The 13,146-nt window shown below is 64.4% G+C and carries 12 protein-coding genes; 5 read left to right on the forward strand and 7 right to left on the reverse strand.

Features of this window, described 5'->3' with window-relative positions:
• Positions 1–239: 239 nt before the first annotated feature.
• The 4 genes from HWX62_RS30495 to HWX62_RS30510 all read left to right on the forward strand — a co-directional run bounded on the left by HWX62_RS30495 (position 240) and on the right by HWX62_RS30510 (position 5,354).
• Positions 240–1,460: an MFS transporter gene (locus HWX62_RS30495; protein WP_175932411.1), complete on the forward strand. Its 1,221-nt coding sequence runs from the start codon at positions 240–242 to the stop codon at positions 1,458–1,460.
• Positions 1,461–1,675: 215 nt separating this feature from the next.
• Positions 1,676–2,497: a TetR/AcrR family transcriptional regulator gene (locus HWX62_RS30500; RefSeq protein WP_175932410.1), complete on the forward strand. Its 822-nt coding sequence runs from the start codon at positions 1,676–1,678 to the stop codon at positions 2,495–2,497.
• 158 nt (positions 2,498–2,655) lie between these two features.
• Positions 2,656–4,410, forward strand: coding sequence for an AMP-binding protein (locus tag HWX62_RS30505; protein ID WP_175932409.1), 1,755 nt, complete (start codon positions 2,656–2,658; stop codon positions 4,408–4,410).
• Between the two features lie 29 nt (positions 4,411–4,439).
• Positions 4,440–5,354, forward strand: a complete 915-nt coding sequence (locus HWX62_RS30510) for a DUF1571 domain-containing protein (protein WP_175932408.1) — start codon at positions 4,440–4,442, stop codon at positions 5,352–5,354.
• Positions 5,355–5,381: 27 nt separating this feature from the next.
• Here the strand turns inward: HWX62_RS30510 and HWX62_RS30515 are convergent, their stop codons facing one another.
• Positions 5,382–5,663 carry a hypothetical protein gene (locus HWX62_RS30515; protein ID WP_175932407.1) on the reverse strand — a complete coding sequence of 94 codons (282 nt, stop codon included), beginning with the start codon at positions 5,661–5,663 and terminating at the stop codon, positions 5,382–5,384.
• A gap of 293 nt (positions 5,664–5,956) precedes the next feature.
• Here HWX62_RS30515 and hfq point away from each other — a divergent pair, with 293 nt between their 5' ends.
• Positions 5,957–6,532: an RNA chaperone Hfq gene (hfq, locus tag HWX62_RS30520; RefSeq protein WP_074799988.1), complete on the forward strand. Its 576-nt coding sequence runs from the start codon at positions 5,957–5,959 to the stop codon at positions 6,530–6,532.
• A gap of 82 nt (positions 6,533–6,614) precedes the next feature.
• Here the strand turns inward: hfq and HWX62_RS30525 are convergent, their stop codons facing one another.
• The 6 genes from HWX62_RS30525 to HWX62_RS30550 form a co-directional block, all read right to left on the reverse strand.
• Positions 6,615–7,325 (reverse strand): DUF2968 domain-containing protein, encoded by a 711-nt coding sequence (locus HWX62_RS30525; protein WP_175932406.1) that lies wholly within the window; start codon positions 7,323–7,325, stop codon positions 6,615–6,617.
• 54 nt (positions 7,326–7,379) lie between these two features.
• Positions 7,380–8,771, reverse strand: coding sequence for a sigma-54 dependent transcriptional regulator (locus tag HWX62_RS30530; RefSeq protein ID WP_175932405.1), 1,392 nt, complete (start codon positions 8,769–8,771; stop codon positions 7,380–7,382).
• Between the two features lie 102 nt (positions 8,772–8,873).
• Positions 8,874–10,925 (reverse strand): pilus assembly protein TadG-related protein, encoded by a 2,052-nt coding sequence (locus HWX62_RS30535; RefSeq protein ID WP_279610484.1) that lies wholly within the window; start codon positions 10,923–10,925, stop codon positions 8,874–8,876.
• Between the two features lie 11 nt (positions 10,926–10,936).
• Positions 10,937–11,263, reverse strand: a complete 327-nt coding sequence (locus tag HWX62_RS30540; protein ID WP_175932403.1) for a DUF3613 domain-containing protein — start codon at positions 11,261–11,263, stop codon at positions 10,937–10,939.
• A gap of 20 nt (positions 11,264–11,283) precedes the next feature.
• Positions 11,284–12,129 carry a pilus assembly protein gene (locus tag HWX62_RS30545; protein WP_175932402.1) on the reverse strand — a complete coding sequence of 282 codons (846 nt, stop codon included), beginning with the start codon at positions 12,127–12,129 and terminating at the stop codon, positions 11,284–11,286.
• A 17-nt stretch (positions 12,130–12,146) separates the two neighbouring features.
• Positions 12,147–13,142: a type II secretion system F family protein gene (locus tag HWX62_RS30550; RefSeq protein ID WP_175932401.1), complete on the reverse strand. Its 996-nt coding sequence runs from the start codon at positions 13,140–13,142 to the stop codon at positions 12,147–12,149.
• Positions 13,143–13,146: the final 4 nt, after the last annotated feature.

Raw genomic sequence — 13,146 nt, forward strand, 5'->3', positions numbered from 1 at the left:
AGAACGGATACAAACAGCCTTCCGGAATGATACAGGCACCTGTCGCGTGCCTCGCGCCGTGCCGTTTCCGTTTCCGAAACAGTGCATTTCGTAGGGATTATTCCCGATTCGGGGGTATCGCGCCCCACATCGCGCGGCGCGGAAGCCTACACTCGATCCATGCCCCCCGCGCCACGCGCGAGCCGGGCCGGCATCCGCATGCCTGTCGCGAACGCGCAAGCCAACGAGGAGACCCGGACATGAGCTGGACCCGCGAGCAACGCAACGTCACGATCGCCGCCTACCTGGGCTGGACGCTGGACGCGTTCGACTTTTTCCTGATGGTGTTCGTGCTGAAGGATATCGCCGCGGAATTCGCGTCGACGATCCCGGCCGTCGCGTTCGCGCTCACGCTGACGCTCGCGATGCGCCCGCTCGGCGCGCTGATCTTCGGCCGGCTCGCCGACCGCTTCGGCCGCCGCCCGACGCTGATGGTCAACATCGCGTGCTATTCGCTGCTCGAACTTGCGTCGGGTTTCGCACCGAGCCTGACCGCGCTGCTCGTGCTGCGCGCGCTGTTCGGCATCGCGATGGGCGGCGAATGGGGCGTCGGCTCCGCGCTGACGATGGAAACCGTGCCGACCCACGCTCGCGGCGTCGTGTCCGGGCTGCTGCAGGCCGGCTACCCGAGCGGCTATCTGCTCGCGTCGGTCGTGTTCGGCCTGTTCTACCAGATCATCGGCTGGCGCGGGATGTTCATGGTCGGCGTGCTGCCCGCGCTGCTCGTGCTGTACGTGCGCGCACACGTGCCCGAATCGCCTGCATGGAAACAGATGGAGAAGCGCCCGCGTCCGAGTCTCGGCGCCACGCTGAAACAGAACTGGAAGCTCACGATCTACGCGATCGTGCTGATGACCGCGTTCAACTTCTTCTCGCACGGCACGCAGGATCTCTACCCGACCTTCCTGCGCGAACAGCATCACTTCGATCCGCATACGGTGTCGTGGATCACGATCGTGCTGAACATCGGCGCGATCGTCGGCGGCCTGTCGTTCGGTGCGATCTCGGAGCGGATCGGCCGGCGCCGCGCGATCTTCATCGCCGCGCTGATCGCGCTGCCCGTGCTGCCGCTGTGGGCGTTCTCGAGCGGCCCGGTCGCGCTCGCCGCCGGCGCGTTCCTGATGCAGATCTCGGTACAGGGCGCGTGGGGCGTGATACCGGTTCACCTGAACGAGATCTCGCCCGACGAGATCCGGGCGACCTTCCCCGGCGTCGTCTATCAGCTCGGCAACCTGCTTGCATCGGGCAACGCGACGATGCAGGCGTCGCTCGCCGTGTCGAACCACGACAATTACGGCTTCGCGCTCGCGCTCGTGGCCGGCATCGTGGCCGTCGCGATCGCCGTGCTGATCCTGTTCAGCCGCGAACGACGCGGTATCGACATGACGCAATCGGTCAATACGCGTAGCGCCGTCGGGTGAACCCGCACGTTGCGGCACCGCATCATCGCGCGCGCCCTGTCCCGCCGGGAGCGTGCGCCGCGCTTTCCGCAACCGCACATCGAACTAGAGGAATTGGTCCAGATTCCGCGCTTGCCCGGCCTGCCCGCGTTTTTTTATCTTAATAAAAACGACTGTTTGAATCAGATAATCAAATCACCTGTTCGCGGCCGGGAAACCGGCATGGGAGGCGGAACATGGCAGTAAGTCAGGAGGGGCGGCCATCGGCGGGACGGCCGTCCGGGGCACGGTCATCCGGCACGCGGCAGACCGGCGGGACGAAGGCGCGCATTCTCGATGCGGCCGAGGATCTGTTCATCGAACATGGCTTCGAGGCGATGTCGATGCGGCAGATCACGTCGCGCGCGGCAGTCAATCTCGCCGCGGTCAACTACCACTTCGGCAGCAAGGAAGCGCTGATCCACGCGATGCTGTCGCGCCGGCTCGACCAGTTGAACCAGGAACGCCTCGGCATCCTCGACCGCTTCGATGCGCAGCTCGGCGCGCACATCACCTGCGAGCACGTGCTCGGCGCGATGTTCATTCCGGCGCTGAAGGCATCGCGCGATCCCGAACGCGGCGGGCCCGGGTTCCTCCGGCTGATCGGCCGTGCTTACACCGATCCGTCGCCGTTCGTGCGCAACTTCCTGACCGCGCACTACGCGAGCGTCGCGGGCCGCTTCTTCGACGCCTTCCAGCGCGCGCTGCCGCACTTGCCGCGCACCGAGCTCGGCTGGCGGCTGCACTTCGCGATCGGCGCGCTGTCCGGCGCGCTCGCGGGTGCCGAAACGGAAAGCCTGATCGACGAATTCTCGCAAGGCCGCACGATGAACGACGTGCAGATGATCGCGCGGCTGTCGTCGCTGATCGTCGCCGCGCTGAAGGCGCCGATGCCCGACAGCGCGCAACTGTCGATCTTCGCGGCGGTGCTCGACGACGCGGGCGCCAGCGAAGCGTTCGGGCTGCCGCAGTCGGGCGCGACGACCGCCGAGACGGCAACGCTGCATTCCACGAACTGAGCCGCGCGAGGCCACGCGCGGCTTCCTGTTCACGATTTGACCGATACGCGCGATCGGGCGCGGCGTCGAGACGCCCGCGCCGGCCGACCGCGAAGCACAGGGCATGGGCAGGCGCCGAAGCGCCGGCCCATGCCGAGAGCCAAGACCGGAGACACGTCATGTCATCTTCCGCAGCAACCACCTCGGCCCAGATTCCGCCGAACACCGACGGCATCTGGTACGCGTCGTACCCGCCCGGCGTTCCGCACGAGATCGACGTCACGCAATATGCATCGCTCGTGCAGTTCTTCGACGAATGCACCACCCGCTTCGCCGACCGCGTCGCGTACGTGAGCGCCGGCGCGTCGATGACCTACCGCGCACTCGCGCAGAAGGTCGACGCGTTCGCGTCGTACCTGCAAAGCCTCGGCGTGAAGCCCGGCGACCGCGTCGCGATCATGCTGCCGAACACGTTCCAGTATCCGGTCGCGCTGTTCGGCACGCTGAAGGCCGGCGCGATCGTCGTCAACGTGAATCCGCTCTACACCGTGCGCGAACTCGCGCACCAGTTGAAGGACAGCGGCGCGCAGACGATTGTCGTGTTCGAGAACTTCGCGCGCACGCTGCAGGACGCGCTGCCGGAAACGCAGGTGAAGCACATCGTCGTCACCGCACTCGGCGACCTGCTCGCCGACGGTTTCAACGCGAAAGGACGCCTGATCAATTTCGTGCTGAAGCACGTGAAGAAGCTCGTGCCGGCCTATCACCTGCCGCAGGCGATCCGGCTGCGCTCCGCCCTCGCGCTCGGCGCGCGCGGCAAGCCGCAGCCGGTGCAGGCCACGCGCGACGATCTCGCGTTCCTGCAGTACACGGGCGGTACGACCGGTGTCGCGAAAGGCGCGATGCTCACGCACGGCAACCTGATCGCGAACCTGCTGCAGGCGAAGGCCTGGATCGCCGACCAGGTATCGGGCGACGTCGAGACCGTGCTCACGCCGCTGCCGCTCTATCACATCTATTCGCTGACGGTGAACGCGTTCATCTTCATGGGCCTCGGCGGGCGCAACATCCTGATCGCGAATCCGCGCGACATGAAGATGGTGATGAAGATCATCCGCCACGAAACGTTCACGGGAATCACCGGCATCAACACGCTGTACAACGCGTTTCTCGACAACGAGGAATTCCGCAAGCGCGACTTCTCGAAGCTCAAGCTCGCGATGGCGGGCGGGATGGCGATGCAGCGTGCGGTCGCCGAGCGCTTCCAGCAGGTGACGGGCCGGCCGGTGGTCGAAGGCTACGGCCTCACCGAGTGCTCGCCGATCGTCACGATGAACCCCGTGGACCTGAACGACATGGCCGCGTTCAGCGGTTCGATCGGCCTGCCCGCGCCGTCGACCCTCGTGCGTTTTCGGCGCGAGGACGGCACCTGGGCCGCCATCGGCGAGCCGGGCGAGCTGTGCGTGCACGGCCCGCAGGTGATGCGCGGCTACTGGCAGCGCCCCGACGAGACGGCCAAGGTGATCGACGCCGACGGCTGGCTCGGCACCGGCGACATCGGCGTGATGGACGAGCGCGGCTTCATCCGCCTCATCGACCGCAAGAAGGACATGATCCTCGTGTCGGGCTTCAACGTGTATCCGAACGAGATCGAGGAAGTGCTCGTGATGCATCCGGGCATCAGCGAGGCCGCGGCGATCGGCATTCCGGACGAGGTACAGGGTGAACGGATCAAGGTGTTCGTCGTGCGCCGCGACCCGACGCTGACGGTCGAGGACGTACTCGCGCACTGCCGCAAGAACCTGACCGGCTACAAGATGCCGAAATTCGTCGAGTTCCGCGACGCGCTGCCGCAGACGAACGTCGGCAAGATCCTGCGCCGCGCGCTGCGCGACGAGGAACTCGCCAAACTCAATGCCGCGAAGCAGGCCTGACCGATCCATCGCTCCGGGAGACGCTGTCGATGAACGAAGGAATCAAACGCCGCGCGCGGCATGCGGCGGCGGCCGTCGCGTGCGTGCTGTCGCTCGCGCAGACGGGCCTGCATGCCCAGGAAACGGCCGGCGCCGCGAGCGCGGCACCGGCCGTCGATCTGCCCGCGGATCTCGCAAAGGTCGCGCACGAGCCGGTCGCGCAACAGGCGCGCTGGCTGCGCACGGCGGCCCAGCGCGGCACGCTCGCGCAACTCGACGACGCGACGCTCACGGCGCTCTTCAAGGCACTCGATCCGTTCGCCGTGCCGCTCTATATCCGCAACGGCCCGAACGGCTACCCGTCCTACCAGTTCACGATGGTGCGTCAGGAGCGCATCAGCGGGAAATGGTCCGACACGCCCGATCGCATGCTGGTGAAGACGACCCGCGAGCCGCTGCGCGTGTACGCGAAATGGCTGCCGGGCGGCGCCCATGCCGGGCAGGAGACCATCTACGACACGACACAGCGCAAGGACGAGATGTTCGGCCATCTCGGCGGCCTGCTCGGCAAGATACCGCTGTGGACGGCGATCGACGGCGCGCTGGCGCGTGCGCAGTCGAATCACCAGGTGAAGGATCTCGGCACGGAGTTCATCGCGAACCTGTACCTGACCGAAGGGAAGAAATACGTGGAAGCCGGCGTGCAGCGACCGACCGACGTGAAAGCCACGACGATCGGCGGCGTGCGCGTCGTCGCACTGACCTACGAAACGCCGACCGGCCGGCCGCAGTTCTATGCGAAAAAGGAAGTGCTGGGGCTCGACCTGCACGCCCCCTATTTCCGGACCGTCGAATCCTATGACAACGACGGCAGGATCTTCGAGCGGATCGTCATCGAGAAAATCGCGCCGGCGACCTTCGACGACACCGCATTCGACCCGAAAAACCCCGACTACGCGTTCTGACGCGCGCTGACGGGGTTCGCCACGGGCTCAATCGTCATCGTCGTCGTGGTGCCGATGCCAGTGTTTGTAATAGTGCTTGCGCCACTTGCGATAGCGATCGTCGTCGTCATCGCCGTAATAGCCATACCCGTAGCCCGGATAGGCGACAACGGCGGGCTGCGGCGCTACATAGACCGGCGCCGGCTCGACATAGACCGGCGCCACAGGTACGCCGATGCCGACTGAAAGGTCCACGTGCCCCGCCATTGCACTACCGGAAACGAGCAACGCCATGCTTCCGATCACCCCTGCCATTTGCCTCTTGTTCATGCTCCCGATCCCTGATTGGCCGGCCCGCCCGGCTCGCGCGATCAATGTAAGCGTGGCGTGCCTACCCAGGTGATACGAGGCTGCGAGAGTCGTAACGCGACGTAACGAAACGACGATGGCCATTCGGCCGAATCGCGAAAATGCGCCGGAACGTCTATAGTGGGTTACGGTTCGACACAATCACGACTGCGCGCTTCCCTATTGAACAGGGTAGAATTCCGCCAAACGCCTTGTGGACGAACACGCCACACACGCACAACATATTCTCTGACGCAGGCTCCTGCCGCACCTCAATGGCCAATCCCGCAGAATCCCATCCGCAAAACGACTTCATCAATTCGGCGCGCAAGGAACGTAAGCGTGTTGAAATCTATCTCGTCAACGGCATTCGTCTGACGGGGTGTATCGAGTCGTTCGACCAGTATCTGGTGATGCTGCGCACCCCCGTGGGTCTGCAAGGCATCTACAAGCGCGCGATTTCCACGATCCAGCTCGACACGGGCGGCTCGCGCCCCGGCGGCGGCCCCCGCGGCCCGCGTACCGGCGGTCGCCCCGGCGGCCGTGAAGGCGGCGGTCATAGCCCGTACGGCTCGCACGGCGGCCCGCGCGAATCGCGCGGCGACGGCGGCTACGGCTCCCGCGAGCCGCGCGAAGGCTACGGTTCGCGCGAACCCCGCGAGGGTTACGGCTCGCGTGAACCGCGCGAAGGCTACGGCGCGCCGCGCGAGCCGCGTGAACCGCGCGAAAGCTATGGCGCGCCGCGCGACACCGGCGACGCATCCGGCAACGCCGCGCCGTCCGACTCCCGCGGCGGCAACGGGCCGGTCATCGTGACGCGCCGCCGGCGAATCGTGCCGGACGGCCAGTAAAACAAAAAGGGCAAGCCAAACCGGCTTGCCCTTTTCACTTGTATGGCCGGCGCGGCATGTCGCCGCACCGCCGTTGCCCGGTTCAGCGCGCCGTCGTCGGCAGGCCCGCGTCGGCCTCGCGCTGCAGCGAACGCACCTGCTGCTGCAATGCCCGCAGCTGCGCCTGGAGCTGGGCCTGTTGCGCCTGCAATGCGGCCGTTTCGCTCCGCACGCTCTTCTGGCGATCCGCCACCGCCGCCTGCTGCTGGCGGGCGATCGAAATGTCCGCCTGCAGACGCCGTGCGCGGTCCTGCGTGACTTCGATCTGCTTGTCCATTTGCGCCTTCTGCGATTCCAGCTTCGCCGCCCGCAGCTCGTTGACGGCCAGCCGCTCCGCCTGATGCGAGAAATCGCGATAGATCGCTTCCGCGCGCGTTTCGTCGTAAGTCTTGATCACGCGCCAGAACGCCTTCTGCTGGAACAACGCGACGAAATACGCACCATCCTTGACGTTGAACAGCAGGCTGGCGCCGTAGCTGCCGTTGTAGCTCGTGCGCATTTCCGTCAGCGAGTGCGCCTGGATCTGGCGCTGCAAGTCGTCGACCGTGCTCGGCCCCGTCGTCTCGCCGGCCTGCGGCTGCACCGACGTCTGCGCCTGCGAATCGATCGCCGGAATCGCAGCCACCGGCGCCGACGCCTGCTGCACCGCCGACGGATCGCTGCCTGCCAGCCCCTGCGCGAACGCGCCCTGGATGCCTCCCACCATCGCGAGCGCCAATACGCTCACCCGCCCCAACCCCGTCATATGGCTCATGAAGTTTTATTCCCGCCCGAGTCGTTGTAATTCACCGCGATTTTATCTCATTAATTACTCGCTTTCGCGGGTCTCGGGCTCTTCGTCGAAGATCTGATATTTGCGCATCTTTTCCCACAACACCTTGCGGCTGATGCCGAGCTGCTGGGCCGTGTCCTGACGCCGCCAACCGTTTGCGTCGAGCGCCGAAATGACGCGGTTGCGCTCGTTCATGTCCCACTTGCTGCGATCGACGAACACCTCGGCCGCGCTCTCCGCCGGCACCGGCTGGGCGGCGCTGCGCGCATGCGCGATCAGCCGCTGCAGCCGCGCGGCATCCCAGCCGCCCGTCTGCCGCACCGTCACGCCGACGCGTTCGGCGAGGTTGCGCAATTCGCGCACGTTGCCGGGGAAATAGCTGTCGGCGACAGAATCCGTGAGCCAGTACGGCAGATCCGACAACTGGGCGAGCCGCTCCTCGCCGACCACCTGGGCGACGAACGACTTGAACAGCGCGATCTTGTCCACCGCGCCACGCTCTTCCAGCGACGGAATGTTCAGCTCGATCACCGCGAGCCGGTAATAGAGATCGGCGCGGAACAGCCCGTCCTTCACCAGTTGCGGCAGCTTCTTGTTGCTCGCCGCGACCAGGCGGAAATCGACCTTGACCGGCGCCGTCGCGCCGACGCGCAGCACCGCACCGTCCTCGAGCACGCGCAGCAGCTTGACCTGCTGGTACAGCGGCAGATCGCCGACCTCGTCGAGAAACAGCGTGCCGCCGGCCGCCTGCTCGAAATAGCCTTTATGCGCAACAACCGCGCCCGTGAACGACCCTTTTGCGTGGCCGAAGAACAGCGATTCGAACAGGCCGTCCGGAATCGCGCCGCAGTTCACCGGCACGAATTCACCGTGCCGGTAGCGCGAATGCTTTTCGTGCAGCAGTTGCGCGATGCGCTCCTTGCCGACGCCGGTTTCGCCGTGCAGCAGCACGTTGGTGTCGCAGTCGGCGAACGTATCGACTTCGTGCAGCAGTGCCTGCATCGATTCGGAGTGCGCGACGAGTTCCGACGGTCGCAACGTTTCGGCCGCGTGCGCACGCAGTTGCGTGACGAGCTTGCCGATCATGCCGCGCAGTTCGGCGCACGTGAAGTCGAGCGGCAGGATGTGCGAATACTCGGGCGGATACTGCGACGCGTCGTGGTCGCGCGCCGCGCCGACCCAGACCACCGGCATGCCGATGTTGGCCTGCCAGTCGCGCAGGAATGCCGCGCCGCCTTCGATCATCGTCACGCTGATGATCGCGAGCGACCGCCGCAGCGCGGCGCGCTCGGGCGAGACCTCCGCGTTGTCGGCACGGATCACTTCGACGTCGAAGCTCGCCATGCACCGGGCGACGCGGTCGACGATGTCCGCCTTGCCTTCCCAGACGTACAGGTCGAGCTCTTCGATTGCGGGCGTGGTTCTCATGTTTCGGGTGCGGCTTCAGTAATTGACGGGTTGCTTGGCATTGCAGATCAGTGAGCGGTTCAAGCGGCGCCCCGCGTGCTTCAATGACAGAACGTTCAGGCATCATTGAACCAGCACGGGATTACCGCATTTGATCGAGTCCGGTGTGTTCGTGACATAGGCATTCCCCAGCCCCAATCCAAGCAATTCAGCAACCGAACTCAGAACCGAATCGATCGGCTGCAGGAGCAGTGGAACAAGCACATTCGCCAACGTGGGCAGGAGCAGCGAGGTCACGCTTGACAACAACTTATTCAATATCGAATTCAAATCGATGCCCAATAACTGCAGCGCTTGAGCCAGTAGCCCCTTGTTGTCAATCAGCGAAACCGACAATGTCAGGCCATTCTTCGCGATTGCCTGTACCGCTGGCACCAGAAACTGAGTAGTAGAAACCGACTGCATGTACGGCGAAGCATCCGACGACGTAAACTCGAGCGTCATCGGGCTCTGATTGGCGATAGGAACTGTCAGTTGGCCAGGTTTCAAGCTAACGGTGATCTTGATCTGATTCAAGTTGATCGTGCCCAACGTCAGGGTATTGATCAGCGCCGTCAACGTGTCGATCACCGGTCCGACGACGTTCGGTTGAGTACCGGTCAGCAGGTTGAGCAAACCCTGCAGGTTTACCGACACCAGTTGGATCGGTGTTGCGCTTGGACTGGAATCCGGAAGGTAGCCGCTATTTAGGTTCGTCAAATCCGGTGAACCAGCCTCCCCGATGTAAGCAGCAAGCACGCCAGTCTGAACGTTCACTTTCGCGATCTTCTGGCTCCCGGTACACACGACGGACGTCAACCCCGCCGTCGCCGGTGCTACCGAGACGGTGACCGGCAGATTTACCGTCACAAATGATGGCGCGCCCACGCAACCGTTGCTCCCATAGATCACTGAGTTGTCAGAGCAGTTTGACAACAGCGCCATGGTCGTAGTGAGGGACACTGTTCCCTGCGAGGTCGACGTGTTTGTCGTGCAATCGGACGTCCCACAATTCGCTGGTCCGGGTGGACCGCTCGCCGTGGCCGGCCGAATCGCCCCGAGCTTCACTGATCCCTGCACGCTTGCGTTCACCAAAGGTCCGAGCGGAGCCGGTGTGGCGACATTAAGCGACGAGATGCTGACCGAATTCTGGCCGTTCGCGATCTGCAGCGCCGTCGACAGCAAGCCGAGCGCATTGACGCTCGCGTCGACGGCAGAGGTTCCTGTCGCGGTGGCAGCAGAAACCAGCTGACCTAGCACAATCTGAGGCCCACCGCAGACACCACCGGAACAAAGCCCAGCGGCGATCGCGTTGAGCACGTTGAGGTTCGCCGCGACCACATTCTGCTGCGTCGCCGCCTGCAATGTTGCGTTCGCCAATTGGCCGAGCGTCACGGTACCGTTCAATACGCCTGTCGTTGTGCCGACCGGCAGATTGGCGAGAATACCGGCCAGTTTCAGGTTGACTTGCGCCAACCCCTGGTAGTCGAGAACCTGCAGATTCAGCGCATTCGGAGACCCCGTAAGCGCTTGCAGCAACTTGTTGGTCAACCCGCCGTTCAACGTCGCCAGTGACGTGGTCAACGTAAACGTATCGGTCGGCACGCTCTTGGCAATAGCCGACGCGCTGATCGTTACGCCATTGATGAAAATCCCGCTCACGGGTTCGGAAACAGTCACGCAAACGGCGTTGACCGATTGACCCGCACTGACGGCGCCGCCTGACAGGCCGGCACATTGGTTATTGGCGGGTAGCGGGGCTCCCGAGGTACGCGTAAACAGTGCGCTGGCGCCGCTGGTCGCCGGCGGGCTCCAGATCCCGCACGTCACGGTTGCCGTCGCCTTTCCCGACAGCAAGCTTGCCGGCACGTTCGTCAATTGATTGACTGCAGTCGTTGCAGCCGTGCACGTGGCGTCGCTGGCGGCCTGCGTAACGGCAGAAAGCGCGGCCAAATCGGCAGCCGACTGCATATGGCGTCGTTCGGCATAGTAGCGTCCGATATCCGTCGCACCCAGCACAATGACCGCTATCGCCAGGAAGATCGTCGCCATGATCCCGGCACCGCCGCGCTGGTGACGTCTGCGCAAGCAGCTGGCACGGCGCCGCCGGACCGCATGTGGTTGAATCGTGCGCATCGCCGTCTCGCCTACTGCGCAGCTTGCCCGCCGCCCGACATGCCGCCGGCAGAGCCGAGCTGCGAATTCATCGTGTCCGGAATCTTGTTCTTGAACGAGTCGAGATAACGCTGATAGACGAGCGATGCAACATCTCCGAGCACCGGCTGCGCGGGCGCCGCCACGCGATTGTCGCGCTGCATCGCGAGCCATTCCCTCGCCGAGCGTTCGACGTCGGACGCATGCGGCTCATCGACATTCTGCGCGGACGCGACAACCGGGCTCGCTACCATCCAGACGATCGCGGCCAGCGCCGCGATCCGGCCGACGTGCATGTTGCGGTGATGTTGGTTGTTCATGTCGCTCCCCGGATGTCTGTTCATTGTGCAAAGCGTTGCAGCAGCGGTACGGTCTGGTCGTAGCCGAAATTGTTCGCCATCGGTGTAATCGGCGTCGTGATGGCGGGACGCGATACCACCGGCGGCGTCGCGATTGCGCGCTGCTGTGCGTGTACCGCAGCCATCACTTTCGCGGCGTCGCCATTGATGTCCTTGCGTATATCCGCCGGCAGATGCTGCTGGTTCATCAAGCGCTGCGCATCCTGTGCGCGCCCTGCCGCAATCAAATAAAGCGCAAGATTGCTGACGATCTTCGGATTGCGCTGATCCAGTTCGGCCGCCTTCATCAGCGGCACACGTGCCCCGACGACGTCGCCGCTGCGCAACTTCGCATACGCAAGATCGGACAGCAGCGATGCGTCGGTCGGCGCGAGGCTCGACGCTTGCGCGAGCGCCTGCGCTGCCTGGTCGAAATTCCCTGCCGCCCCCGCGATCAAGCCGAGCCCGCGATAACCGCGCGCGGCAAGCGGAGTTTTCAACAACTGCGTGTAGGCGACCGAACTCGCGGCCGGCTGGTCGGTCATTCGCAGTGCGTCCGCGCGCAGCAGGATCGACTCCGGAATCACGCCATATGTCTTGTCGTATGAGTCGATATGTGCAAGCGACGCAAAGTAGAGTCCCTGCGCCTGCATCCGCTGGATCAGGCCCAGGTACATCCCCGGCGTATCGGGCACCGACTGCTTCTGATCGGCTGCCTGCATCAGCGCCGCGCGTTCCGTCTGCGCGCTGACACCGTATCCGGAGTCCTTGGTCGCGCACCCACCAAGCAGCAGCATCGCTACCGCCGTCACGCCCGCTAGTACCAGCCTTTCGTTGATCCGCTTCATCGTCTTTCCTTCTACCGTCAATGACGCGACGACAGCGCATGCGTCACTGCCAACAAGCCCGGCCCTGCCGTCACAATCAGCAACGCAGGCAGCAACGTCAGCACCATCACGCCAGTCATCTTCACGGTCAAACGGCCGATCCGTTCACGCAACATTGCACGACGCGTCTCACGCAACCGGTCACCGAATTGCTTGAGCGGTTCCTGCACCGCGCCACCATGCTTGTCAACCTGAACCATCAAGCGCACGATCGCGCGCAGATCTTCATTGTCGAATCCGTTGGTCAGGCGCTGCAGCGACTGCTCTCGCGTCCGGCCTGCCGCGAACTGGCGCTGTGCAATCCCCATTTCCGAAGACAGCACGGGCATCATTCCGCGAAAATCGTTCGTCACGACCTGCAGGCTCTGATCAAGAGACAACCCGACGCCCTGCAGCAGACGCAGCATGTCGACAAGCAACGGCAGTTCGTCGACCACGCTTTGCCGCCGCTTTGCTGCGCGGCGTTGCACGTAGAGCTTCGGCAACATGAAGCCGAGCCCGAAAGCCGCAAACATGCCGACCATCCACATACCGCCCTTCATCCGTCCGCTCGCAAAAATCGCGAACAACAGCGGCAGCCCGATTCCGCACGCGACCCGCGCGCTCAGGAACAGCCCGCGCGTGCGGGTATCGACGTAACCGCATTGCTCGAGCAGGCGGCGATCCTCTTCCGCGACAGCGTATTTGCCGAGTCCGGTATTGAGCCAGCGCACGCCAATCGTCGACAGACGATCGAGAATGCGTTCGACACGCTGCCCCCGACGTGCGTCGGATTTCGCCGGCGCCTCACCGCCGTCCGGCCCGGTCCGTGCCTTCACTGCTTCGAGCGTGGCCATGCGTCGGTCGAGCGCATCGACAAGCGCGCGCTCGGCACGCGCCGCAGCACTCGCGCGCAGCAATGCGATCATGCCCAACAGCAGCACGCCGAGTGCGCCGATCGCCACGGCGATCGCTCCGATCTGAGTTGCTGTCATAGCA

This window comes from Burkholderia sp. BCC0506, assembly GCF_902833145.1.
Classification (GTDB): domain Bacteria; phylum Pseudomonadota; class Gammaproteobacteria; order Burkholderiales; family Burkholderiaceae; genus Burkholderia.